The sequence below is a fragment of the Promicromonospora umidemergens genome (assembly GCF_024171995.1).
In the GTDB taxonomy this organism is placed as follows: domain Bacteria; phylum Actinomycetota; class Actinomycetes; order Actinomycetales; family Cellulomonadaceae; genus Promicromonospora; species Promicromonospora umidemergens.
Window position 1 is genome coordinate 238,889 of record NZ_JAMTCT010000003.1, and the last position, 24,524, is coordinate 263,412.

The window sequence follows — 24,524 nt, forward strand, 5'->3', positions numbered from 1 at the left end:
GAGGGCTTCTCCTTGGCTGATTCAGGCGGGACCGTGTGCCGCTCGCGCGTCGATTGCGATGCGGCGCTAGCGCAGACTACGAGCGGTTCGTCGACGGGCTGACGACTGAAACCGAGAGGTTCTGCGGAGCGGGCGGTTCCTTGATCATGAACGCCAGCTCGACATACCAGCCCTCACCCAGGTCGTCAGACTTCCTGAACCCGTGCTGGGCTTTCTCGACACCACCGCGAGGTTCATCAGCAGTCCATCCATCGTCTTCGAGAACCTTGGTCATTCGCTCGGCGGCTTGTTCCGGGGATATCTCGGCGTCGGGAGCAAGCTCGATATGGGCGTCCCACTGCCAGTACCGCCGACCGTTTGGGTCCTCGTCGTTAACTTCGGCGTTCTCCCACCGCAGTCCGCCACCGGCGATGTCGTCCTGGTAGCGGTCGACGCCGTCGATCGTCGCGGTCAGTGCCTGCCCGACCTCTTCGGAACGCTCTTGAAGTTGCGTAACTGTCACGTCGCTCCTTGGGGTACATGCCGTGGTCAGGGTCATGGTCAGCGCGATAGGGCCCGCGAGGACAAGGCGCGACCGTCGCCTGCTCACGCGTGTCCTGTCCACATCCAAGCTTCCTGTGCGCGATGGCATCGGCCGGCTCCGTTTCCCTGTGTGATCACTCGACATCGAGATACTCGGCGATGCGGATGGCGAGGCCGACATCGACGTCGTCTCCGACGCAGCGGGCTCGACGGACGATCCCTGCTCAGCCGTGCAGGCAGTCAGACCTATCCCGAGGGAATGGGCGGCGCCCACGCGCAGTACGCGAGTGCGAATCGGGGAGTGCGAGACACCTGGGACTTCTCCTTGGAGACTCTCAGGGTTGAAGCACCACCACGCGGCCCACGCACGGGGTGCGACGCCGTTGTTGCGCGCACTACGGACGGTTCGTAGAAGGACTGACGACAGTCACGAACAGGTTCTGAGGATCGGGCGGCGGGTCCTTCCAGTACGTGATCTCGACGGACCAGCCCTCACCCAAGTCGTCAGACTTGTGAAACCCGAGGCGGTCACTACCCGTATCTACCGCCGGCTCGCCAGCGGTCCACCCGTCCTCTTCCAGGACCTTGATCATGCGCTCCGCAGCCTGTTCCGGAGTCAGCTCCGCATCGGCTGCGAGGACGATCGTCGCATCCCACTGCCAGTACCTCCTGCCGTTTGGGTCCTCGTCGTTGACTTCGGCGTTCTCCCAGCGCAGTCCGCCACCGGTGTGGTCGTCCTGGTAGCGGTCGACGCCGTCGATCGTCGCGGTCAGGGACTGCCCGATCTGTTCGGAGCGCTCCTGAAGTTGTGCAACTGTCACGTCGCTCCTTGGGGTACATGCCGTGGTGAGGGTCATGGTCAGCGCGATCAGGCCCGCCAGGACAAGGCGCGACCGTCGCCTGTTCGCGTGTGTCCGGTACACGTCCAAAGTTCCTGTGGGCGATGACATCGGCCAGCTCCGTTTCCCTGTGTGATCACTCGACATCGAGGTACCTCGGCTCGTAGCCCTCGGCGTCGATCCCGTCGATGTTGTACAACTGTCCGCCCGTCACCAAGATCTCGTCGCCCGCGTATGCCTCGACGCGTGTGCCGGTGATGACACCGACGATGTTGTTGAACGAGGTCGAACCCTTGGTATAGACGCTGGAATGACTCTCGAAGACACCGGTGGACTCGATGTCGCCCTCGCTCCAGTTCGCGGCGTTGATATACCCGGTCTCCAGCCGAGTCACCTCAGGATCGCGCAACGCGGAGGCGCCGTGTCCAAGCTCGCCCGCGTCTGCACCCTGGATCAGGCCGACGACACTGTCGCGGCGGGCCATCTGTGTGTAGTGCGGCACGTCCTTGGTGTACGGGAAGTCCTGCACCGAGGTGTTGTCGTTACCCAGCCCTGCACCAGCGACATACATGACGCGGTCCACCCTTAGCCCCTCGCTCTCGGCGATGCCGAGCGCGGCGCTCCCGTAGGAGTGCGCCTCGGCCGTCAGCGTCGAGTCCGGGTGCACATCGATCGCGTGGATGAAGTCACGAAGCTTGGGCCCCAGGTCACGCGAGTAGCTCGCGCTCGCCGCCTCCGGGATGTTCTGGGGGAACTCGCCACCGGCCCACGCGAATACCGCTGTCGATCCGGCACTCTTGATGCGGTTCGCCGCGTCGTACAGGTTGTATACGTCGGTGTCGATCTCGTTGAAGTCGTCCATCCGCGTCGTAGTTCCCGGGACATGGACGGCCACGTTGTCCACCCAGTCCGGCACATCGCCGGCCTCGTCGTACGGGCCGCGATAGGTCGCGATGCTTGATCTGTTCGGGTCGAACGCCACCAGTTCTACGGTCGTGCGCGGAGGACTGACGGGCAACCCGTGTCTGTCGTATTGCTCCTGCGCCTTGTCCAGACCCCGATACTGCTCGTAGGAGTCGATCGCAGCCTGCAGCCGGTCGAGCTCCATCGCCAGCCTCAGGTCCGGCACGTACTGCCTACGTGCGCTGCTGAACCGGCTCGCCATGGCGGCCATCCGCAGCTCCTCTTCAATCCGCGCCTTCTCGGCTTCCAGCCGGTCGATCTCGGTCGCGAGGTTGATCCGGTTGGCGTCGGCACGGAACTTGACCGGGACCCCGTTCAGATTTCCGATCACCATCGGCATGGCGGCTACCAACGCTGTTCGTTGCTCCGGGGTCAGGGTGTCCCACCACTCCCGCACCTCCGACGCCAACCCGTCCAGGATCGTCTTCGTCGGCGCGAACTCGGCCACGCTCGGCGGGCCCACCGGCGACCACGCACCGGTCGAGGAGAACAGACCCGTGCGCCCCGTCAAGGCCGGGCCCAGACCCCTGGCGACCGGCACGATCTGCTCGTCCAGTGCCTTGATCCGGTCCGCGCACCGTTGCTCGGCCTCAAGGAGCACTGCGAACACCTGCTGAGCCCGGACGATCAGGTCCTGGTTCTGGTCGACCGTGTCCAGTTCCTGCAGCAGCATGGTGGCCACCCCGCCCGGGTTCGCGGCCCGTACCCGTGCCAGGAACGCGCCCGCTTCCACCTCAAGGTTCGCCAGCCGCTGCTTGACCACACCGACCTCGTCGACGTAGTCGTCCAGATACCGGGCCGCGTCCGAGAACTTCTCCTGCTCCCGCGACGCCGCACCGAGCGCAGGGTCCATCGCGCGATACAGGTCATCGGCCTCAGGAGCCTGGTAGTACTCAGGCAACCGGGACCACGCCGAGTGGACGTCCTGAACACTCTCCGCGGCCTGCTGCCCCATGGTCCGGGAGACCCGAGCCTGCTCCTGCGCCCACTCCAACCCCAGAGCGTCGGACCGCTGCGGGAACACCGAGGGGTCGATCAACCCGCCAGCATCGGTCACGCGCACGTAAACCGCCACCACCTGATCCCCTTGTCCACGCCGGCCGCTGACGCCGGAGCCTACCCACCGGGATCCGGCGTGTACACGAATTGCATTCGGTGATCCCCCTCGCCCCTGGCCCGTGCGCCGTCAACCACGCGGACGGCGCGGGGGGCGGCGTGCCGCCGGTTTCGGCCGGACGTCTGACGAACTCACCGACTCCGGTCGGTTCCGGGGCTGCCGGAGACATATGCACCGAAGATGCCGATCTGCACCGCTACGATCATGCGCCATGAAGCATGCCCGCAATGCCGGCCCCGACCTCGCGTTCCGGCTCACCCGCCGCGTGGTCACGGCCGTCGCCGACGACATGTCGACGACGCAGCGCGTCGGGGCCGGCGCGGTAGCGGCGCTCGTCGCGATCTCCCCGTTCGGAGCGTGGAGCGAGGTAGAGGTACAAGCCGACCCGCTGACAGGCGGCGTGCCCGTCGAGGTGGGGCCGTTCGAGGTGACCGTCGAGAAGGCCGCTACCGCCGACGAGCTCGGTCACCTCGTGCCGCAGCCGGGCAACCACATGCTCGCCGTCGTCGCCGACGTCACCAACACGGGCGACGTCCCCGAGTACGGCGTCACGCTCAGCAGCGCCATCCCGGCCCCGCAGGACGCCGGGATCGTGCCGGAGGAACCCGGGAAGCCCAAGCTCCCGTCCGCGACGATCATCAACATCGAGGACGGCACCAGCATCAGCATCCTCAACCCGGGCGTGACGCACCGGGTCGCGCTGATCTGGGAGCAGAGCGGCGAGTGGTCGGGCACGGAGCTGCCGCTCGAGGTGGTGGAGCTGGAGTGGGTCGAGGAGGACCCGCTAGGTCTGGACGACGGGCACTGGTTCGCGAACGAGATCGCCTTCCAGGGGGAGATCCCGGTCAAGCCCGCCGCACCGGAGGCGAGCGCCGGCGAGCAGGGCGCGAGCACCGAGGCGGAACAGCAGTGAGGCACGGGCGGCGCCGGATCACCTGGAAGGGCACCGCGCTCGTCGTCGGCGCGGTGACGGCGGGGTGCGCCCTCGTGACGTATCTGCCGCAGGACGACGCCGTGGACGCGCCGTTCATCGTCGAGGGCGAGGTCGGACAGCCGCTCGACCTCACGTACGCCGAGCTGACCGTGACCGAGGTGCGGGTCGCCGACGTCCTGACGAGCCCCGCCGAGGCAGCGGCCGCAGCAGGCACGTTCCTCGTGGTGGACGCGACCTGGCGCGCCACGCAGGGCGAGACGACGTTCAGCGGGGCCGAGGTCACCGACGAGCAGGGACGCAGGTTCTGGCCGAGCTCGCGAGGCGGCTGCTCGACGTCGGCCAGCGCCCAGCCGGGCTACGCCTGGCGCACCACGTACTGCTTCGACGTGCCGCGGGACGCGCTGGAGGGAGCGACCGTGCGCCTCGCCCGCGGCGACCAGACCGAGGAGCACGGCGGTCAGCGGCGCGACGCCGTCGCCGTGGTGGACCTCGGCATCACGGCGAGCGAGGCCGACGCACTGTGGAAGGCGGCGGAGACCGTGTCGCCCGAGGCTCCGGGTTATCCCCCGGCGAGCGCAGGAGGTAGCGAGGGATGACGACGCTGGTGACCCCGGCGGTGCCCGGGCCAGGCCGAGGAACACCGCCCGGAGCGGCGCCGAGCCTGCAACCGGGGATGCTCCCGGGCAGTGTCCCGCCCGACCTCCCTGCCCCCGCTCGGCGCAGGGGCTGGTGGCGGCGGAACATCGTCTGGCTGGTGCTGCTTCCGATAGCGGTCGCGGCGGCCGCGGGGGCGTCGTCGTTCCGGGTGTGGGCGTACTGGTGGCCGGTCGGCCTGCACCACGAGGTGGACCGCGTCTCCGTCGGCGAGCCCGCGCACATGGCCGCCGAGTACTACGACCTCGGGCTCAGCGTGCCGGAGCGGGCGAACACCACGGTGCTCCGGGAGATCGACGCGACGGTGACGGGCATCGAACAGGTGGAGCGGTTGCCGCCGCCCCTCTACAGCGACCCTGTCGCGATCCCCGACGGGTCGGTCGCGTACGAGGTGCAGGTGCACTTCGCGGCAGAGCCGCAGACCGACGTCGCGCTGTGCCAGATCATCCTCGTGGCCGAGGACGGCGCGCGGTACGGGGAGTCGAACACGGACTTGCTGGGCGGACCCAACCGCTGCCTGCCACCAGACGCGGAGGGTTCCCTCAGCGAGCAGCCCGAGTGGGACGTCTCGTCGTTCCTCCTCGCCGATCCCGACGCGGAGATCACCCAGGTGCGACTGGGGTTCGGCGGGCCCGAGTACGTGACGGTCGACCTGCCGTAGCGGCGTCGTCCTCGCGCACCACGAGGCCGCGCTCGACCAGCACCTCGACGGTCGCGGCGATCAGCGCGGCGGCCAGCGCCAGGGAGAGCGCGAGGCCGGCCGCCGACTCCATGGTGCTGAAGGCCAGCCAGGTGTTGGTCTCGACAGGTCCGGTCACGGCACGCACGAGCCAGCCGACGCCCTGAGGCGCCCGCATGACGACGAGGTAGCCCAGGCAGAAGACGAGCATGGGGCCGAGCCCGCCGTCGACGATCATCTTCAGGCCGTTCCACAGGGCGGAGAAGCGGGCCCGCAGGTCGTCGGTGAGGGACTCGAGGATCGCGCGCAGCCCGCCCGGGAGCCAGGTCATGCGGTCGAGCCAGCGGTGCTCGGTCGACGGCGGCTCCATCAGCCGGTGCCCCAGCACGACGGCACCGATCGCGAGCCACGCCAGAGGTGCGACGAGGACGACATCGAGCGACTCGACGACTGTCACCGCCCCCTCGGCGAGGAAGACGACGGCCTCGCTGCCCGACTCCCCCACGGTCTCCTGCGCGGCTCCGACGGTACCGACGGCGGCGGACACGAGCTGCCGGTCCGTCGCGACATCCCACAGGCCGAGCTCGATGGCTTCGATCTGGCCCGCCACCTGGCTGGTCCAGTAGATCTCGAGGCATCCGCCGAGCACCGCGATACCGAGAAAGTGGAGCTTGCCCTCGAGTCTGCCGAGCAGCCAGCGCAGCAGGAACGCGCCCACCACGATGGCGATGAGCGTCCAGCCCGACCAGACGCCGAGCCGGGAGGTCCAGTCGAGACCGCCCGGGCTGAACAGGTCGTTGAACAGCTCGTCGGCGGAGGCCTCGTTGATGAACCGGTCCCGGTCGGCGTCCATCAGACCCTCGACCTCGTAGACCAGGAGGAACGGCACCAGCACGGACAGTGCGACGTCGATGAGGCGCCGCTCGCGCCGCTCCGACGGCATGATCGGGACACCGTGGGTGGGAAGCATGCCGGGGACCAGGCCAGCGGCCCCCGTGGCCGGAAGGGGCCGCGGACTCAGGTGGGGCAGGGACTGGCGACAGACCCACAGCATTCCGATGACCGGCATCAGGTACCCGAGCGGGCTGACGATCAGCAGGAGCTGCGCCACGAACGAGTTCCACTGGCTCAGCTCGACGGCGCCCCACATCGCGCCGTTCCGCACGGCGACGCCGAGCAGCCCCAGCGTCAGGAGCGCGGGCCAGTGCGCCACGAACAGCCGGCCGGCGGAAACCAGGATCCTCATGTCGACACATAGTGGCCTAAAGCGGGCGGTATGCGCCAAGCCTGGTCATGCGCGCGGGTTGGTCGGGTGCCACCGGGCCCGCCGAACCGCAAACTACGCGTCATCTGACCCGTCGATCCGCAACCTGCACGTCCATGGGGCGTCCCGGCGGCGCCGAACCGCAACCTACGCGTCATCTGACCCGCCGATCCGCAACCTGCACGTCCATCGGGCGTCTGAAGGACCCACAGGTTGCGATTCGGCCAGCTATGTACGAGCAACTTGCGGTTCGGCCCACGAAGCACGAGCAGACCACGAGCAACTTGCGGTTCGGCCCACGAAGCACGAGCACGCCACGAGCAACTTGCGGTTCGGCGTCGTAGGTGGCGCAGACCGCGGGCCCCCTCCGGACAGGAGCCGCGCGCGCTCGGGGCCGTCAGAGCTTGGTGACCGCCGTGTACTTCAGCGCGATGCGCTTGGTGCCGTTGCTGCCGAAGTCGATCTTGACCACAGAGTTGGCCTCGACGTCCACCACGGTGCCGAGCCCGTAGGAGTCGTGGGTGACGCGGTCACCGATCTCCAGGTTCGGGATGCTCTTCTGGACGTTGATGCCGCCGAAGCCGCCCTTCGCGCCCGCCTTCTTCTCCGGCGCGAACGGCTTGCTCTGTCCGCCGTCCGACGACGCGGTGGTGCCGGTGCGTGAGGCCCCGGACCGGCCTGCCGACCACGTCGACCCCGTACCCGAGCCGCGCCCGCCGGAGCCGTAACCGCCCGACCCGTAGCCACCGCTCCAGCCTCCACGGCCGGCGCGGATCGCCGCCGTCGACGACTCCCGGCGCCGCCAGTCCCACAGCTCCTCGGGGATCTCCTGCAGGAACCGGCTCTCCGGGAACTCGTTGGCCATGCCGAAGGCTGCCCGCACCGAAGATCGGGTGATGTACAGCCGCTCGCGTGCGCGGGTGATGCCCACGTAGGCAAGGCGGCGCTCCTCGGCGAGCTCTGCGTCGTCGTGCAGGGAACGCATGTGGGGGAACGTCCCGTCCTCCATGCCCGTGAGGAACACGACGGGGAACTCCAGGCCCTTGGCGGTGTGCAGGGTCATGAGCGTGACGACGCCCTGGTCCTTCTTGGGAGCCTCCTCCGCCGCGCCGTCGGCCACGTCATCGGAGGGGATCTGGTCGCTGTCGGCGACCAGTGAGACCCGCTCCAGGAAGTCCGTCAGCGAGCCCTCCGGGTCGGTCTCGCCGAAGTCGACCGCCACGGCGTGCAGCTCGGCCAGGTTCTCGACGCGCCCCTCGTCCTGCGGGTCGTCGCTCGCGCGCAGCTCAGCGAGGTAACCCGTGCGGTCGAGCACCGCGCCCAGCACCTCCGCAGGCGGGGCGCCCTGGTCGACCAGGGCGCGCAGCTCCCGCATCATGTCGCGGAAGACGAGCAACGGCTTGAGCGAGCGGTTGGTCATGCCGGGGATCTCGTCGGCACGTTCCAGGGCTGCGCCGAACGACGTCCGCTCCCGCTCCGCGAACGACGCGACGAGCGACTCGGCGCGGTCGCCGAGCCCGCGCTTGGGCACGTTGAGGACCCGGCGCAGGTTCACGTCGTCGTCCTCGTTGGCCAGCGCGCGCAGGTACGCGACCGCGTCCTTGACCTCGCGCCGCTCGTAGAACCGGGTGCCGCCCACCACCTTGTACGGCAGGCCGACGCGGACCAGCACCTCCTCGAGCGCACGAGACTGCGCGTTGGTGCGGTAGAAGATCGCGACGTCGCCCGGCCGCACCCCGTCGGAGTCGCCCAGCCTGTCGATCTCGTCGGCGACGAACCGTGCCTCCTGGTGCTCGTCGTCCGCCACGTAGCCGACGACCTTGGCCCCGGCTCCCGAGTCGGTCCACAGGCGCTTGGGCGTGCGGCCGGCGTTGCGGGAGATCACCGCGTTGGCGGCGCTCAGGATGTTCTGCGTGGAGCGGTAGTTCTGCTCCAGCAGGATCGTCGTCGCGTCCGGGTAGTCCTGTTCGAACTCCAGGATGTTGCGGATCGTGGCGCCGCGGAACGCGTAGATGGACTGGTCGGAGTCGCCCACGACGGTGAGCTCTGCGGGATCCAGCCCACCGTTCGTCGAGCCGGCAGAGCCGTCGGAGGTACCGACCCCCGCCAGCTCGCGGACCAGCGTGTACTGCGCGTGGTTCGTGTCCTGGTACTCGTCCACCATGACGTGCCGGAACCGGCGGCGGTAGTGCTCGGCGACGTTCGGGAACGCCTGGAGCAGGTTCACCGTGGTCATGATGATGTCGTCGAAGTCGAGCGCGTTCGCCTGCGCGAGGCGCGCCTGGTAGCGGGTATAGACGTCCGCCAGGACCTGGTCGAACTTGGGCGCCGCCGTGTTGCGTTCGTCGGCCGACTGTCCGCCCCACGGCCTGCGGATGGCACCGGCCTCCGCCGCCGCGGCTTCCGCGAGCGCCTCCTGGGTGGCGTGGGCGCCGGTCTGCTGCGCGTAGGTCTCGGGATCGACCAGCTCGTTCTTCAGGTCGCTGATCTTGTTGGAGAGCCCGCGGGCCGGGTACTTCTTGGGATCAAGGTTGAGCTCGCGCGTCACCAGGGTGATGAGCCGCTGGCTGTCCGCGGCGTCGTAGATGCTGAAGCTCGACCTCAGTCCGAGGGTCGTCGCCTCGCGGCGCAGGATCCGCACGCAGGCCGAGTGGAACGTGGACACCCACATGCGGTTCGCTGCCGGACCCACCAGGCCGCCAACTCGCTCGCGCATCTCGGCGGCTGCCTTGTTGGTGAACGTGATGGCGAGGACCTCGCCCGCCCGCGCACGTCCGGTGGCCAGGAGGTGGGCGATGCGGTGCGTCAGCACGCGCGTCTTGCCCGACCCCGCGCCTGCCACGATGAGGAGCTGCCCGCCCTCGTGCACCACCGCTGCTCGCTGCTGCGGGTTGAGGCCGTCCAGCAGCTCGTCCGGGTCGAGGTGCGCGTAGGCCCCGCGGGCTCGCGGCGCCTCGGACTCGTGCGGCAGGCCCGCGAGCCAGTCCGGCTCGGCGGGAAGTGCTGCCTCGCCCGGGTCGCCGGCGTCCGCCGCCCCGTCGTCGTCCCACTGCGGTGCCGTGCTCGGCAGGCGCGAGATCGGTCCGGGCGACGCAAGGTCGAGGCCGGGCAGGGAGAGGCTGTCGAAGAGGGAAGTCATCGGTCCTAAGCCTAGGCGGGCTGACTGACAGTGCCGACGGGCCGCGCGGTCAGGCCTTCTCCCAGACCGAGACCTGCTTGGTGCTCTCGTGCTCGAACGGGGCCCGGTCCCAGTTCGCCCAACGGTGCTTGAGCCGCATCCCGGCGATGCGGGCCATGAGGTCCATCTCGGCGGGCCACGCGTACCGGAAGGGGACCACGCGGAACCGGCCGCCGTCCGGGGTCACCGTCACGTGGTTGGACGTGAAGAGCTGCGTCGCGACGTCGTACCGGTCGAAGCCGACGTACCCGCCCCCGTCGTCGGGCGCGACGGTGAACGGCACGGTGTCCTGGCCGGGCGGCATGCGCCGCAGGTCCGGGATGCCCACCTCGACGAGGAACAGGCCGCCAGGGCGCAGGTGCGCAGCGGCGTTGCGGAAGACGTCGACCTGCCCGTCCTGGGTGGTGACGTTGGAGATCGTGTTGAAGACCAGGTAGACCAGCGAGAACTCGCCGGGCACCCGGGTGGAGGTCATGTCGCCGATCGTGACGTCGATGCGCTCGCCGCCCGGCTTGCCGCCGATGCGGGCGGCCATCGCCTTGCTCAGCTCGATGCCGCTCACCGGCACTCCGCGTGCGGCCAGCGGCACGGCGATCCGGCCGGTCCCTGTCGCGAGCTCCAGCACCGGACCGCCGTCGGCCAGGTCTGCCAGCACGTCGACCACCGGGTCGATCACCTCGGGCGTGTTCGCGTCCTCCGGGTCGTCGTACCCGGCGGCCACGCTCTCGGGGAACAAGCCGTCGCTCGGGTCGTCGATGGTCGTCCTGCTCGCGTCGTCGCGCGCCGTTTCGCTCACGGCCTCGACGTTATGCCCGGTGGCGGCGTCGGCTCACGTCTATTTCCGGCTCCGCGATGCGCCGGGTGAGAAAACCAGTTCACCCCTCCCCGACCCGCCAGGGCAGGACACGCCGGCCGTAACCTGAACAGGCCTGCCCCACTCAGCTGCGACACGATCGCTGGAGCCCCATTGTCTGGTCTCGTCAGTGCCGAACCGGCAGAGGCTGGCTCTCCGACCGGCTCCTCCCGCGGCCGACCGGGCAAGCGGTCGGGCGACGCACGCCGACGCGCCGGCCGGGTCCCGTCCACGGTGGTGACGCTGGGCGTGGTGAGCTTCCTGACCGACGTCTCCTCCGAGGCCGTCATGGCGGTCCTGCCGCTGTACGTCACCGCAGCCCTCGGCATGTCGGTGATCGCCTACGGCGTGGTCGACGGGCTCGTTCAAGGCGCCGGGGCGCTCGTCCGGGTGGCCGGCGGCTGGGCCGCCGACCGCACCGACCGCCCCAAGTGGGTGGCGGCCGTTGGCTACGGCCTCTCGGCGCTGACCCGGGTGGGACTGCTGTTCGCCGCCGGCCTGCCCGCCATCGCGAGCCTCGTCGTGACGGACCGCATCGGCAAGGGCATCCGCACCGCCCCGCGGGACGCCCTGATCGCCGCCGCGGCGAACCCCCGCAACCTCGGGCGCTCGTTCGGCGTGCACCGGGCGCTCGACACGGCGGGCGCCACGCTCGGGCCGCTGCTCGCGTTCGCGATCCTCTGGGCGATCCCGGACGGCTGGACGACGATCTTCGTCGTCTCGCTCGGCGCGGCGGTGCTCGGCGTCGGCGCCCTCGTCCTGCTCGTCCCGGACCTGCGGCCGCGCCAGGCCGCGTGGCTCAGGACGCACCGCACGCGCGAGGACCGCGGGCTGCCCAGGTGCAAGGGGTGCACGTGCGACGCGGCCGGCGGCCTCGAGCTCGCCGGGCGGCCCTTCTCCTGGAGCTTCCTGCGCGGCGGCGCGACCGTGCGTCTGCTGGTCGTCGCCGGGATCCTCGGGCTGCTCACCGTCGGCGACGGGTTCGTCTACCTCGCGCTGCAGGACCGCGACGGGTTCGCCACCCACTGGTTCCCGCTGCTCTACGTCGGGACGAACGCCACGTACATGCTGCTCGCCGCACCGATCGGCCGCCTCGCCGACCGCGTCGGCCGGGCCCGGGTACTGGTCTGGGGGCACGCCCTGCTGGCCGGCGCCTACGTCTGCGCGGCCCTCCCGTTCCCGGGAGCGGCCACCACCATCGCGGCCCTGGTGCTGCTCGGCACCTTCTACGCCATGACCGACGGCGTGCTCGCCGCGCTCACCAGTGCGCTCGTCCCCACCGCCGTCCGAGCCACCGCGATCGGCACCGCGCAGACCGTCACCGCGGTCGTGCGCATGGTCGCGTCCGCCGGGTTCGGCGTGCTCTGGTACGCGTTCGGCAGCGTCGAAGCGCTGTGGATCGTGACGGCCGCCCTGGTCGTCGCGGTTCCGGTGTGCGCATACCTGGTCAGGGGCGGCCGGCTGGAGCGGGACCCCGACCCGGAGATGCCGGCATGACCGGCAGACCCGCCTTCCGCCGTCGGGCCGCGTTCGCCGTGCTGGTCGTCGTGGTGCTCACCGGCACCACCTGGTACGCCGCCGCGGAGCTCCAGCGCGCGCGGGCGGAACAGAACGCGCCGACCCGGGTCGAGGTGACCGAGGGCGTGCTGGACGGTCCCCACGTCCTGTTCCGCGGCACAGCCCCGGGCGAGCTCTACGGCAGGGTCGCCGCCGTCGCCCTGGACGATCTGTCCGGCCCGCGCGAGGTCACGCCCGTCGTGTGCGACCGGGTGTCGTCCCAGGGCGCGACGACGCTCTGCCTGCGCACCCGCCGCGGTGTCGTCACGACCTACGAGGCCGAGGTGCTCGACGCCGCCTGGCGGACCACGGCCACCTGGTCGCTGCCCGGTCTCCCCAGCAGGGCCCAGCTCTCACCGGACGGGCTCGTGGCCACCACCGCGTTCGTGACCGGCCACTCCTACTCCCAGGCGGGCTTCTCCACGGAGACCATGGTGCGCGACGCCGACGGCGCGAAGGTGTCCGGCAACCTCGAGGACTTCACCCTGCTGGCCGACGGCGAGCGCGTGGCCCCGGTCGACCGGAACGTGTGGGGTGTGACCTTCGTGGACGACCGCTACTTCTACGCCACGGTCCGGTCGCAGTCCCTCGGCCACACCTGGCTCGTGCGCGGTGACCTCACCGAGCGCACCCTCGTCACCGTGCTCGACGGCGTCGAGTGCCCCTCGTTGTCCCCGGACGGGACCCGGCTGGCCTTCAAGCACGACGTCGCGGCGGACGGTGCGGCGACCCAGCACTGGACACCCGCCGTGCTCGACCTGGCCACCCTGGAGGTCACGGTGCTCGACGCCGAGCAGCGGACCGTGGACGACCAGATGACCTGGCTCGACGACACGACGCTCCTCTACGGGCTACCCCGTGCCGACGAGCCAGGGACCACCGACGTCTGGTCCCTGGCCGTCGACGGCACGAGCAAGCCCGCCGTGGCGATCCCGCAGGCCTGGTCCCCGAGCGTCGTGGGGTGACACGACGCCTACTGGGACGGGCTTACTGGGACGGGCCTACTTGGCGGACAGAGCCGCGAAGACGGTGACGTCGCACCCACCGCGGGTACGCGAGGTGCCCAGCTGGACCGTGCCGTCGGCGCGGGCGAGATCGACGGTGGTGCGGCCCGGACGCGCGGTAGTGCCCGTCTCGGTGAAGCCGCCGGACGTGAACCAGCTGCGGTAGTCGAGCACCACGGCGTCGCAGGCGCCGTCCACCTTCGCGTCGAGCGTCACCTGGTAGCGGCCGTCCGTCCCGGTCACGGAGCTGGACGCCACAGCGGTGCCAGCGGGTACCAGGACGACGTCGTCGGGGAAGCCCGCCACGAGTCCCTCAGCTGTGCCGGTCCGCTGGTCGCGGGTCAGCCGGCCGGCCGCGGGGGCCACCGAGTCACCCAGGCCGTCGCCGCTCGGCCGGCCGGGCGCGGGCGGGGCGACCTCGCTGCCCTCGGCTCCGTTCTGCCCGCCGCTGCGTCCGTCCGGCGCCGCTGAGGCGGCGGTCTCCGGCTTCTTGCCGTTCCCGTCGGTCTTCGGCTTCCCGTCGGGGCCGGCGGTAGCGCCGTCCGCACCGTCAGGCGTGGGGCCCGGCGTGACGTCCGCAGTGGGGGCGGCCGTGCCGGGACCCGACGCCGCGGTGGGTCCGGCGTCCGGTCCCGGATCCTGCGAAGCGGTGCAGGAGGACAGCACCAGGGCGGCGACCAGCAGGGGTGTGACGAGGTGGCCCCTGCCGGCCGCGGCGGCGAGCTCTCTGCGGCGGCTCATGTCATGTGTCCCGGTCACTGGTCGGTGAACACCGGCTCCACCCAGTACCCGGTGCCCTGCCACGAGTACTGCGGGAAGCCGCCGCCATAGGAGTAGCGTCCGGCGTCCACCGGCGTCGTCAGCGGGCCGATGGTCCGCGGCTGTGCGAAGTACCCCGCACCGGCCGCGTAGCCGCCCTGCGGCGCGAGATAGGACACGACGTAGGTGGTGCCCGCCGTGATGGCCGCCGGATCGGGCAGCGGGACCGTCTGCCAGCCCTCGCCCCCGCCCGAGGGTGCCTCCGTGGTGGCCAGCGGCGCACCGCCCGCCGACCACACGGTCACCGTGTGCGGCCCTGGGTTGTTCGGACCCCGGTAGAAGCGGACCGCTCCGACGACGCCGTCGCGGGCCGCGGAGAACCGGGTGCCGAGCTCGACGGCCGCGCCGTCGTCCGCCGATGCCACCGGCGGCACGTCACCGCCGAAGATCAGGCACGGGCACGCGCCGGCCGGAGCCTGCGTGGTGAACGACCACGTGGTGGGCGCAATGGTGCCCCCGTCGGTGGTGGTCCCCGCGAACCGGGCCGTGTACGTGGTGCCGGGCAGAAGGTCTGCCGTGGGGTCCAGTGTCGCCGTCGTGCCGTTGATCGCCAGGCTGCCCGGCACGGCCTGGCTGCCCGGTCGGGTCAGCGTCAGCGTGGCGCCCGCCGCGAGCGGCTTTGATGCCGTGACCGAGACGGAGGTGCTCGCCTGCACGTCGAACGCGCCGGAGGCCGGCGTCCGCGAGACGACGGTGGGGGCGACGGGAGCCGGCGTGAACGCCACGTCCACGAGGTAGCTCGAGGAGGTCGTGGTCGTCGGGCGGCCCGAGCCGTAGAGGTACACCCCGGCGTTCTGCGGCGTGTTCAGGTCCCCGACCGTCCGGGGGGCAGCGAGCGCACCGAGGGTCGCCGGATAGCGGCCGGTCGGCGCACGGTAGCCCACCGTGTACTCCTGTCCGGCGGTCACCGCTGCGGGGGTGTCGAACTCGACGTCCTGCCACCCACGCGTGACGGGGTGCGTGACGGTCGCCTGGGCGACGAGCTGCCCGTTCTCGGCCCACAGGGAGGCCACGAACGGCCCCTGGATCTCGGCCGACTTCCAGAACTCCATCCCGGAGACGTGGCCTGCCACGCGCGGCGAGAAGCGCATGCCGAGCACTACGGCGCCCGGGTCGGCAGCGGCCGCGAGGTCCGGCACCGTCGTCTCGTCGAACACGCCGCACGGGCACGTCGCGGACGGCGGGCGGACGGTCCGGAAGCTCCAGGTCCCGCCGTCGGACAGCTGTGTTCCCTCGGCGGAGCGGGCGGTGACCACGGCCGTGTGCTGGGCGAACCCGGCGAGCGGCGCGGACGGCGTGAAGGTGGCCGTCCGCGTGGGGGCGTCGTAGGAGACGCTGCCCGCCACGGCGTTGCCCGCCTCGTCGGTCACGGTGAAGCCGATCGTCGACAGGACCGCGGGCTTCGAGAACGTGATGCGCACCCGGCCGTCCAGGGGCACGCTGACCTCACCTGCGACGGGTGCGTGCGCGATGGCGACCAGCGGGGAGTCGTCGATGAACGTGAACACGGGGTCCACGTAGTAGGCGGCGTTGTTCCAGGACTGGGTGGGGACGGTACCGGCAGCGCCGAACACGCCGGCCGGGGTGGCGCCGAACCCGCCCTGGACGGTGAGCGGCCCTGCGGCGCGCCCCTGAGCCTGGAACGCCCAGGGCGTGGCGGTGTAACCGCCGGAGGGCGCGGTGTAGGACACCACGTACGCCTCCCCCGCGACGACGGGCACCGGGCGGACGAACGACGCCTTCTGCCATCCGGTCGCCGACTCGCCGGTGAACTGCACGGCGGCCAGCGGCTCGCCGGCCGCGCTCCACAGCGTCCCGCGGTGCACGCCGGTGTTCGCCGCGTTCTTGTGAAACCGGACGCCGCTGATGTAACCGTCGGCCGCCGCCACGAACCGCATGCCCAGCTCGACCGGCGACGAGTCGTCGGCCGGGGCGTTGGTCGGGGGCGCGGTGCCGAACACCGTGCACGGGCAGGTCACCTGGACGCCCACGGACGCGGCGGGCCCGATGTTCGCGGAGTCGTCGACCGCACGGGCACGGATCCCGGCCGCTCCCGAACCGAAGATCTGCCCGGTGTACGTCCAGCTCGCGCGGCCGGTGGCGGGGTGCCAGGTCTGCCCGTCGTCGAGCGACACCTCGACGCCTGCCACCCGGCCGGTGGCGTCGGAGGCCGTACCGGTGACGGTGACGCTCGACCCGCCTGCGAACGACTGCTGCGCGGCAGGGCCCTGGATCTGGGTGGTCGGCCCGGTGACGTCAGTCGTCCGCGTCGCCGGGGTGATGCCGGACGCGAGGCTGTCCGGCTGGACGCCCATGTCCGCGAACAGGTTGACCGTCGCCTGGCGCATCCGGGAGTCCGCGGGGGCGCCGTCGCCGTCGTGCTGCTGATCCAGGCCCCACGACCACTGCACCGTGCCGGCCGAGAACACCAGCGCGCCGCTCGGGGCCCGGTACATCGTGATCGTGTGCGTGGTCACGCCGGGCGCCACCGCGTTGCCGAAGTCCTGCAGATACTCGGGTACGTCGCCCACCGTCTTCGACATGCGGATCAGACCCGCGGGCCGGACGCCGTTGTCGAGGTCCTCGTTCGACTCGTACCCGACCGTGTGCTGCGCCAGCGCCTGAGAGGTCCCGGCGGCAAGGGAGGCCAGCGTCGTGCCCCGCCAGATCCTCATCTTCCCCTCCTCGGCCGGGACAGTGACGGGCAGGTCCGAGTAGTTGGTCGTGTACAGGGTGCCGATGAGGCCGTTCTCGGGGCGGCCTGCCCCGGCGGCCTTGCTCGCATACCGGGGGTCGCGCCACGTCCCGGTCCACTCGGTGGAGGGGTCGATCTTGGCGCTGCCCCAGGTCTCCTTGTACGACACGAGGGTGCGGCGGGCGGCCGCCGGGCCGGCCACGGACGGTTCCCAGCGCGTGCGCCAGTAGACCTCGTTGCCGGCGAAGAAGCCGAGGTGCACCCCTGCGTCGCGGGCCTGCTCGACGGCGGCCCGCTGCGGGCCGGACCAGTACTCGTCGTGCCCGACGGACAGGAACGCGTCGTGGTTCAGCAGCCGAGACCCGTCGCGGTCGGTGTCTGCCCCCGCGATGTAGGTGACGTCGTAGCCGTTCTGCTCCAGGAACCGGACCATCGCGTACTCGGCACTGAAGTAGAAGTCACGGCCCTGCGACAGCCCGCGGGTGTTGAACGGACGGTTGTAGCTCAGCTTGTAGGCCCGCCCGTTGGCGCCGCCCTGGTAGAAGCTGGAGCCGCCGTAGGTGTTGTAGGCCTGCCAGGTCGTGTCCGCCGTCTGGAAGACCATGTCCGAGGTGGAGCCGTCGTCGCGCACGACGAACGTGATGTGGCTCTGACCGCCCGTGTCCTGCCGGGTCAGGTGCGCCACGTAGACGCCGGACACGGCGGTGGCCGGGACGTCCCATGCCGCCGACACCGCCCAGCTCCCGCAGTCGACCAGCTCGACGGGCTCGGACCAGGCGCACTCGGGCTGCGTCTGCGGCAGCGTGGCGCTCGGCGTGACCTGTGCGACCTTGCGCGCCCCCAGCCCCTGGTACCAGCCCGTGCGGTAGATGTCGATCGTGTACGCCCGCGCGTCGGTGTCGATCTTGAACGCGACCCGGCTCCCCGTGTCGACGCTCATCTCGGTGGCGAAGCCCTGGATACTGGAGTCGCCCGCGCCCTCGATGTCCCAGACCTGCGGGGACGTGCCCGGCTTCGAGTTCTCGCACACGACCGGGTTGCCCCCTGGATCGCACGGGGCAGCCTCGGCGGTGGTCGCGGGGACCACGGAAAGCAGGCCAGAGGACAGAGCGAGCACTGCCACGGCGAAGACCGCCGGGACGCGAAGGGCGCGACGGGACCGAGATGCTGGACCTGCTATGGAGTAGCCCACGTTCGCCACTGTAAGGACGTCGACAGCGGTCAGGCAGAGCGAGGAAGGGTTCCTCACCCCCGGTTCACCCGTCTGCACGAGACTCCCGGTCCACCCGTCTGCACGAGGCGTGCCGGCTCTCTGCCAGGATGCTCGCACCGACACGGAGGTAGTCATGGAAGACCTGGTCGTCATCGGTGCCGGCATCGTCGGACTCGCCACGGCGCGCGAAGTGCTCCGGCGCCGTCCGGGAGCAGCCGTCCTCGTCCTGGAGAAGGCCGACGACATCGCGAGCGCGCAGACCGGCCACAATTCCGGCGTCATCCATGCCGGGCTCTACTACGCGCCCGGCTCGCTCAAGGCCAGGCTGTGTCGGGCCGGGCAGCGGGCCACCAAGGAGTTCTGCGACGAGCACGCCATTCCGTACAAGACCATCGGCAAGCTCGTCGTGGCGACCGACGAGGTCGAGGTCGCCCGGATGGAGCGGCTGGCCGTGCGAGGCGCCGAGAACGGAATCGAGCTCGAGCGCATCGACGGCGGCCGGCTCGCGGAGATGGAACCCAACGTCCGCGGGCAGGCTGCACTGCTGTCCCCAGCCACCGGTGTCGTCGACTTCCGCGAGGTCGCCCGGGCGATGGCCCGGGACATCGACGAGCTGGGCGGACGGGTGATCACCCGGTCGCAGGCCCGCTCGATCCGTGAGCTCGCGGGCCCCTCGGGCGAAGTGGTCGTCGGCTCCGACACAGGCGAGTACCGCACACGGAAGCTCGTCGTGTGCGCCGGCCTTCAGGCCGACAGGGTCGCAGCCATGGGCGGGCTCACTGTGGATTTCCAGGTCATCCCGTTCCGCGGGGAGTACTACCAGCTACCGCACGACCGTTCCGACGTCGTGCAACGGCTCATCTACCCGGTCCCTGACCCCGGCCTGCCCTTCCTCGGCGTCCACCTGAGCCCGACGATCGACGGCAGGATCACCGTCGGCCCCAACGCCGTGCTGGGCTTCTCACGCGAGCGTCATCCCCGCGGTTCTGTCACGGCCCGCGACGTGGCGGAGTACCTGACGTTCCCGGGCATGTGGCGGTTCGCGAAGTCGAACATCCGGACGGGGGTGGACGAGATGCGCAGCTCGCTCTTCCCGCAGGGCTACCTCGAGCTCGTCCGTAAGTACTGCCCTGGACTCCGCCTCGAGGACCTGCGCCCTTATCCCGCCGGCATCCGTGCGCAGGCCATCATGCGGGACGGCACCTCGGTCGAGGACTTCTTGCTCCGTTCGACGGAGCGTCAGCTGCACGTGTGCAACGCGCCGTCGCCGGCCGCCACGTCTGCGATCCCCATCGCCGGTCTCATCACTGACAAGTTCGCGACCGCTGCCTGAGCAGCTCTCGGAACTACGGCACGAAATGGCTGCGGTGGTCGCCCACGCTGAACGAGGTCAAGGGCGGATGAAATATCGAGGGCGCTTTTTCGGCCGGCACGAGCAGGGCGGAAAGAAATGCAATCCCGGAGGCGGATGAGATTCGGGGTGATCTTTTCCGGAAAACCCACCGAAGACCTGCGGGTGAATACCCCTGTTCACCCTCTCCACGGGTTTCTGCAATGTGTCCTGGACGTAAGACTTCCCTCATGCATTCCGCCGCTCCACACGTTCTGGTGATCATCCAGAACCTGCCGTTCCGGCTCGATCGCAGAGTACGGTCCGAGTGCCGCGCCCTGACGGACGCCGGCTACCGGGTGAGCGTCATCTGCCCGCAGGAGAACCCGGGCGAACCCGCCCGGTTCAAGATCGACGAGACCACCGTGCACCCCTATGCGCCACCGCCGGACTCGCACGGGCTCGCTGGCTACGTGCGCGAGTTCGTCGTCTCCTGGTGGCGCACCGCTCGCGCATCGGTGCGCGTGCACCGGGACGCCCCGTTCCAGGTCATCCAGGCGTGCAACCCGCCGGACACCTACTGGCTGCTCGCGCTGCTCTGGCGCCTGCGGCGCGGGGTGCGGTTCGTCTACGACCAGCACGACCTCTGCCCAGAGGTGTACGTCGCGAAGTTCGGCCGCCGGGGCCCGCTGCACCGCGCCCTGCTGCTGCTGGAGCGCGCCACGTATCGCAGCGCGGACCATGTCATCTCGACCAACGGCTCCTACCAGGCGATCGCGCAGGGTCGTGGCCGGGTCGACCCGCTGCGCAGCTCCGTCGTGATGAGCACCCCCGACGCCGACCTGATGCGGCGCGGCGAGCTCGAGCCGGGAGCGCGCGACCAGGCAAAGCACCTCGTGGCCTATGTCGGCATCATGGGTTCGCAGGACGGCGTCGACCGGCTGCTGGCCGCCGTCGACCACGTGGTGCACCAGCGCGGGCGCACCGACGTGCGGTTCGCGCTCCTCGGGTTCGGGGACGCCCTGGCGGACCTGCGCGCCGACTGCACACGGCGCGGCCTGGACCCCTGGGTGCACTTCACCGGACGGGTGGACCACGCAGCGATCGGGCGCTGGCTGTCGAGCGCCGACCTCGGGGTCACGCCCGACCCGCCCAGCGAGTTCAACGACCGCTCCACCATGAACAAGACCCTCGAGTACATGGCGCACGAGCTGCCGGTCGTGGCGTCGGACCTGACCGAGACCCGCAACAGCGCGGGCGCGGCGGCGGCCTACGTCGCCGGCACCGACCCTGCGGCCCTCGGCGACACGATCCTCGAGATCCTCGACGACCCGGGGCGCGCCCGTGCCATGGGCGCGGTCGGCCGCGCTCGGATCGAGGGCGAGCTGTCCTGGCGCCGGCAGGCCGCCACCTACGTGGGGGTCTTCGACGGCATCACCGGGCGCACCGGAACACCTGCCGAGGCCCACGCGTAAAACCCGACGGCCGCATTTCGTCCTGCATTTGTCTTTCACCCCGGGTGAAAGGGGCCCACGGGTGAATAAACAGCGTCCGCAGGGTGATTTCGAATCACACCGGCCGGTACATCACGGGGCCGGCACGTACATTGATCGGAGCCAGGAACTTGACTGCCCAGGCCGATCCGAGCTGATAACGGAAGAAGGCAGCATGGACGAAAAGATCTTGCGGGCGGCCGTCGTGGGCGCCGGCTACTGGGGACCCAACCTCGCACGCAACTTCGCGGCGTCGGACCACTGGGAGCTGGCGGCGGTGTGTGACCTCGACGCGGACCGCGCCGCCCGGGTCGCCGGCGCGCACGGCGGAGCCGACGTCGAGACGTCGCTCGCCGCGCTGCTCGCCCGGGACGACATCTCCGCTGTGGCCATCGCCACCCCTGCCGGAACGCATCACTCGATAGCCATGGCCGCGCTGCGGGCGGGCAAGCACGTGGTCGTCGAGAAGCCGATCGCCGACAGCGCCTCCGCAGCGGACGAGATGGTCGCTGAAGCCCACGCACGGGGCCTGGTCCTCATGACGGACCACACGTTCTGCTACACGCCGGCGGTGCGCAAGATCCGCGATCTCATCGCGGTCGGAGAGCTGGGCGACATCCTGTACATCGACTCGGTGCGGATCAACCTGGGCCTGGTCCAGCCCGACGTCGACGTGTTCTGGGACCTGGCCCCGCACGACCTGTCGATCGTCGACTTCGTGCTGCCCGGCGGGCTGCGGCCCGTGTCGGTGGCCGCGCACGGCGGAGACCCGCTCGGCACCGGCAGAGCCTGCGTCGGATATCTCTTCCTGCCGCTGGCCAGCGGCGCCGTGGTCAACGTGCACGTCAACTGGCTCAGCCCCACCAAGATCCGGCGGATCACGATCGGTGGGTCCAGGCGGACCCTCGTCTGGGACGACCTCAACCCGCAGCAGCGGCTCAGCGTCTACGACCGGGGCGTCAACTACGAGCAGATCGCCGCCGACGGCGAGGAGCGCCGGGCGGCCACTGTCTCGTACCGCCTGGGCGACACCTGGTCGCCTGCGCTGCCCGAGCAGGAGGCGCTCGGCCTGATGGTCGCCGAGCTGGCCGACGCGATCACGCAGGCGCGGGCGCCGCTCACCGACGGCCGCGCCGGGCGCCGGGTCCTCGGCGTTCTCGAGGCAGCGTCGGCGAGCCTCGCCTCCGGCACCGCCTTCATCCCCGATCCCCACCGAGAACTGGAGCTCTCCGCATGAGCACACTGCAGGGCGCCGATGTCCTCGTCACGGGAGGCGCCGGGACCATCGGGTCGACGCTCGTCGACCAGCTCCTCGACGCGGGCGCCGCTCACGTCGACGTACTGGACAACCTGGTTCGCGGCCGGCGCGCCAACCTCGACGACGCGCTCGCCGACGGGCGGGTCACCCTCGTCGAGGGCGACATCCGCGACCGGGACCTGGTGCACGACCTCACCCGCGGCAAGGATCTGGTGTTCCACCAGGCCGCGATCCGCATCACCCAGTGCGCTGAGGAGCCCCGCCTGGCCCTCGAGGTGCTCGTCGACGGCACGTTCAACGTGGTCGAGGCCGCGGCAGAGCATCACGTGAGCAAGCTCGTGGTGGCGTCGAGCGCGTCGGTGTACGGCCTCGCCGAGGAGTTCCCCACCGCTGAGCGGCACCACCATCACGACAACGACACGATCTACGGCGCTGCCAAGACGTTCAACGAGGGCCTGGCCAGGTCGTTCCGTGCGATGAGCGGCCTCGACTACGTGACGCTGCGCTACTTCAACGTGTACGGCCCGCGCATGGACGTGCACGGCCTGTACACCGAGGTGCTGGTGCGCTGGATGGAGCGGATAGCCGACGGGCGTCCGCCCCTGATCTTCGGGGACGGCCAGCAGACCATGGACTTCGTCTGTACGCCGGACATCGCCCGGGCGAATGTGCTCGCCGCGGCCAGCGACGTCGCCGAGGGCGTGTACAACATCGCCAGCGGCACGGAGACGAGCCTGCTGGAGCTGGCCCAGGCCCTGCTGCGGGTCATGGGGTCCGACCTACCCGTGGAGCACGGCCCGGAGCGGGCCGTCAACGGCGTGGTGCGGCGCCTGGCGGACACGACGGCGGCACGCGACGACCTGGGCTTCGAGGCGACGATCGGGCTGGAAGAGGGCCTGCGGCTGCTCGTCGACTGGTGGCGTCCGCTGCGCGAGGAGATCGCCGCTGGACGGTCCCTGCCCGAAGCGCCGGACCTGGCCGCCGCTGCGGTCAAGGGTGCGTCATGACCGCCGTCACGCCCTCGCGCATCAACGTCATGCAGCCATGGCTCGGGGCCGAGGAGGTCGCGGCGGTCACCGAGGTGATCGAGTCGGGCTGGGTGGCACAGGGGCCGCGCGTCGCCGCGTTCGAGGCCGCGTTCGCGAGCGCGATGCAGGCCCGCGCCGCGGTCGCGACGTCGAGCTGCACGACCGCGCTGCACCTCGCCCTGGTCGTCGCGGGCATCCGCCCGGGGGACGACATCGTCGTGCCGTCCTTCTCGTTCGTCGCCACGGCCAACGCGCCCACGTACGTGGGCGCACGGCCGGTGTTCGCGGACGTTGACGCTGTCACCGGCAACGTCACCGCCGAGACGGTCGCCGCGGCGCTCACACCCGCCACCCGCGCAGTGATCGCGGTGGACCAGGGCGGCGTGCCGGTGGACCTTGCAGCGATCCGGGGGCTGTGCGACCCGCTCGGCATCGTGGTGATCGAGGACGCTGCGTGCGGAGCGGGTTCGACCTACCTCGACCGTCCGGTCGGGGCGGGCGCCGAGATCGCCGCCTGGTCCTTCCATCCCCGCAAGCTCCTCACCACCGGCGAGGGCGGGATGCTCACCACCAGCCGCCCGGAATGGGCCACCCGCGCACGCCGCCTGCGGGAGCACGCGATGAGCGTCTCGGCCGCGGACCGGCACAGCTCCCTCGTGTCACCGCCGGAGGAGTACGGAGAGGTCGGCTTCAACTTCCGCATGACGGACCTGCAGGCCGCCGTCGGCCTGGTGCAGCTCGGCCGCCTCGACGAGATCGTGGCCCGACGGCGGCAGCTCGCCGACCAGTACCGCGACAAGCTTTCCGGTGTGCCCGGCCTGCGGCTCGTCGAGGACCCCTCCTGGGGCACGAGCAACATGCAGTCGCTGTGGCTGGAGATCCTGCCCGCCTACGGGACGGACCGGGAAGGCCTGCTCCTGGCGCTCGCCTCGGCGGGGGTCTCCGCGCGGCGCGGCATCATGGCGGCGCACCTGCACCCGGCGCACGCCGACCGGGACCACGCACCGCTTCCGGTGACCGAGCGGCTCACGGGCGGCACACTGGTCCTGCCCCTGTTCCACCAGATGACGGACGCCGAGCTGGACCGCGTGGTCGACGTCGTGCGCCGGGCCGGGTGATCGCGC

General features: G+C 70.7%; 18 protein-coding genes. 10 read left to right on the forward strand and 8 right to left on the reverse strand.

Annotated elements, in window-relative coordinates; all coding sequences use genetic code 11:
• Positions 1-76: 76 nt before the first annotated feature.
• From APR04_RS07140 to APR04_RS30955, 3 genes are all read right to left on the reverse strand, one after another.
• The gene (locus APR04_RS07140; RefSeq protein WP_253868896.1) at positions 77-538 is read right to left on the reverse strand and encodes a hypothetical protein; all 462 of its coding nucleotides are present in this window, start codon (positions 536-538) and stop codon (positions 77-79) included.
• 379 nt (positions 539-917) lie between these two features.
• On the reverse strand, positions 918-1,343 hold the full coding sequence (locus tag APR04_RS07145; RefSeq protein ID WP_253868898.1) for a hypothetical protein: 426 nt from the start codon (positions 1,341-1,343) through the stop codon (positions 918-920).
• A gap of 154 nt (positions 1,344-1,497) precedes the next feature.
• Entirely contained in the window at positions 1,498-3,399 is a 1,902-nt protein-coding gene (locus tag APR04_RS30955; protein WP_253868901.1) for an alpha/beta hydrolase, read from the reverse strand.
• Positions 3,400-3,652: 253 nt separating this feature from the next.
• On the opposite strand from APR04_RS30955, the gene APR04_RS07155 reads away from it, so the two are divergent.
• From APR04_RS07155 to APR04_RS07165, 3 genes are read left to right on the forward strand one after another with little or no spacing between them, the layout of a single operon-like run.
• The gene (locus APR04_RS07155; RefSeq protein WP_253868904.1) at positions 3,653-4,354 is read left to right on the forward strand and encodes a hypothetical protein; all 702 of its coding nucleotides are present in this window, start codon (positions 3,653-3,655) and stop codon (positions 4,352-4,354) included.
• Entirely contained in the window at positions 4,351-4,971 is a 621-nt protein-coding gene (locus APR04_RS07160) for a hypothetical protein (RefSeq protein ID WP_253868906.1), read from the forward strand. Before APR04_RS07155 ends, APR04_RS07160 begins: the two co-directional genes overlap by 4 nt.
• A complete protein-coding gene (locus APR04_RS07165; RefSeq protein WP_253868908.1) occupies positions 4,968-5,690 on the forward strand; it encodes a hypothetical protein in 723 nt (240 codons plus the stop codon). The genes APR04_RS07160 and APR04_RS07165 overlap by 4 nt, the downstream gene beginning before the upstream one ends.
• On the opposite strand, the gene APR04_RS07170 is transcribed toward APR04_RS07165, so the two are convergent.
• The 3 genes from APR04_RS07170 to APR04_RS07180 all read right to left on the reverse strand — a co-directional run bounded on the left by APR04_RS07170 (position 5,632) and on the right by APR04_RS07180 (position 10,946).
• On the reverse strand, positions 5,632-6,954 hold the full coding sequence (locus tag APR04_RS07170; protein ID WP_253868910.1) for a hypothetical protein: 1,323 nt from the start codon (positions 6,952-6,954) through the stop codon (positions 5,632-5,634). The two genes, APR04_RS07165 and APR04_RS07170, sit on opposite strands and share 59 nt — an antisense overlap.
• A 415-nt stretch (positions 6,955-7,369) precedes the next feature.
• Positions 7,370-10,111: a UvrD-helicase domain-containing protein gene (locus APR04_RS07175; RefSeq protein WP_253868912.1), complete on the reverse strand. Its 2,742-nt coding sequence runs from the start codon at positions 10,109-10,111 to the stop codon at positions 7,370-7,372.
• A gap of 49 nt (positions 10,112-10,160) precedes the next feature.
• Positions 10,161-10,946, reverse strand: coding sequence for a class I SAM-dependent methyltransferase (locus APR04_RS07180; protein WP_253868914.1), 786 nt, complete (start codon positions 10,944-10,946; stop codon positions 10,161-10,163).
• 309 nt (positions 10,947-11,255) lie between these two features.
• On the opposite strand from APR04_RS07180, the gene APR04_RS07185 reads away from it, so the two are divergent.
• A complete protein-coding gene (locus APR04_RS07185; RefSeq protein ID WP_253868916.1) occupies positions 11,256-12,500 on the forward strand; it encodes an MFS transporter in 1,245 nt (414 codons plus the stop codon).
• Positions 12,497-13,525 carry a hypothetical protein gene (locus APR04_RS07190; protein ID WP_253868918.1) on the forward strand — a complete coding sequence of 343 codons (1,029 nt, stop codon included), beginning with the start codon at positions 12,497-12,499 and terminating at the stop codon, positions 13,523-13,525. Before APR04_RS07185 ends, APR04_RS07190 begins: the two co-directional genes overlap by 4 nt.
• A gap of 36 nt (positions 13,526-13,561) precedes the next feature.
• Here the strand turns inward: APR04_RS07190 and APR04_RS07195 are convergent, their stop codons facing one another.
• Both APR04_RS07195 and APR04_RS30960 read right to left on the reverse strand, forming a co-directional pair.
• The gene (locus APR04_RS07195) at positions 13,562-14,305 is read right to left on the reverse strand and encodes a hypothetical protein (RefSeq protein ID WP_253868921.1); all 744 of its coding nucleotides are present in this window, start codon (positions 14,303-14,305) and stop codon (positions 13,562-13,564) included.
• 14 nt (positions 14,306-14,319) lie between these two features.
• Entirely contained in the window at positions 14,320-18,201 is a 3,882-nt protein-coding gene (locus APR04_RS30960; protein WP_253868924.1) for a DUF4082 domain-containing protein, read from the reverse strand.
• A gap of 223 nt (positions 18,202-18,424) precedes the next feature.
• Here APR04_RS30960 and lhgD point away from each other — a divergent pair, with 223 nt between their 5' ends.
• The 5 genes from lhgD (at position 18,425) to APR04_RS07225 (ending at position 24,518) form a co-directional block, all read left to right on the forward strand.
• On the forward strand, positions 18,425-19,624 hold the full coding sequence (gene lhgD / locus APR04_RS07205) for an L-2-hydroxyglutarate dehydrogenase (RefSeq protein WP_253868926.1): 1,200 nt from the start codon (positions 18,425-18,427) through the stop codon (positions 19,622-19,624).
• Between the two features lie 248 nt (positions 19,625-19,872).
• Positions 19,873-21,096 (forward strand): glycosyltransferase family 4 protein, encoded by a 1,224-nt coding sequence (locus tag APR04_RS07210; protein ID WP_253868929.1) that lies wholly within the window; start codon positions 19,873-19,875, stop codon positions 21,094-21,096.
• 193 nt (positions 21,097-21,289) lie between these two features.
• Positions 21,290-22,351, forward strand: coding sequence for a Gfo/Idh/MocA family protein (locus tag APR04_RS07215; RefSeq protein ID WP_253868932.1), 1,062 nt, complete (start codon positions 21,290-21,292; stop codon positions 22,349-22,351).
• Entirely contained in the window at positions 22,348-23,379 is a 1,032-nt protein-coding gene (locus tag APR04_RS07220; RefSeq protein ID WP_253868935.1) for an NAD-dependent epimerase/dehydratase family protein, read from the forward strand. Before APR04_RS07215 ends, APR04_RS07220 begins: the two co-directional genes overlap by 4 nt.
• A complete protein-coding gene (locus APR04_RS07225) occupies positions 23,376-24,518 on the forward strand; it encodes a DegT/DnrJ/EryC1/StrS family aminotransferase (protein WP_253868937.1) in 1,143 nt (380 codons plus the stop codon). The genes APR04_RS07220 and APR04_RS07225 overlap by 4 nt, the downstream gene beginning before the upstream one ends.
• The last annotated feature ends 6 nt before the right edge of the window (positions 24,519-24,524 follow it).

Excerpts from the sequence above, each read along its gene's own strand:
- APR04_RS07140 (WP_253868896.1), bottom strand. The coding sequence starts at position 538 with ATGACCCTGACCACGGCATGTACCCCAAGGAGCGACGTGACAGTTACG.
- APR04_RS07155 (WP_253868904.1), top strand. The coding sequence starts at position 3,653 with ATGAAGCATGCCCGCAATGCCGGCCCCGACCTCGCGTTCCGGCTCACC.
- APR04_RS07165 (WP_253868908.1), top strand. The coding sequence starts at position 4,968 with ATGACGACGCTGGTGACCCCGGCGGTGCCCGGGCCAGGCCGAGGAACA.
- APR04_RS07170 (WP_253868910.1), bottom strand. The coding sequence starts at position 6,954 with ATGAGGATCCTGGTTTCCGCCGGCCGGCTGTTCGTGGCGCACTGGCCC.
- APR04_RS07175 (WP_253868912.1), bottom strand. The coding sequence starts at position 10,111 with ATGACTTCCCTCTTCGACAGCCTCTCCCTGCCCGGCCTCGACCTTGCG.
- APR04_RS07190 (WP_253868918.1), top strand. The coding sequence starts at position 12,497 with ATGACCGGCAGACCCGCCTTCCGCCGTCGGGCCGCGTTCGCCGTGCTG.
- APR04_RS07195 (WP_253868921.1), bottom strand. The coding sequence starts at position 14,305 with ATGAGCCGCCGCAGAGAGCTCGCCGCCGCGGCCGGCAGGGGCCACCTC.
- lhgD (WP_253868926.1), top strand. The coding sequence starts at position 18,425 with ATGGAAGACCTGGTCGTCATCGGTGCCGGCATCGTCGGACTCGCCACG.
- APR04_RS07210 (WP_253868929.1), top strand. The coding sequence starts at position 19,873 with ATGCATTCCGCCGCTCCACACGTTCTGGTGATCATCCAGAACCTGCCG.
- APR04_RS07215 (WP_253868932.1), top strand. The coding sequence starts at position 21,290 with ATGGACGAAAAGATCTTGCGGGCGGCCGTCGTGGGCGCCGGCTACTGG.
- APR04_RS07220 (WP_253868935.1), top strand. The coding sequence starts at position 22,348 with ATGAGCACACTGCAGGGCGCCGATGTCCTCGTCACGGGAGGCGCCGGG.
- APR04_RS07225 (WP_253868937.1), top strand. The coding sequence starts at position 23,376 with ATGACCGCCGTCACGCCCTCGCGCATCAACGTCATGCAGCCATGGCTC.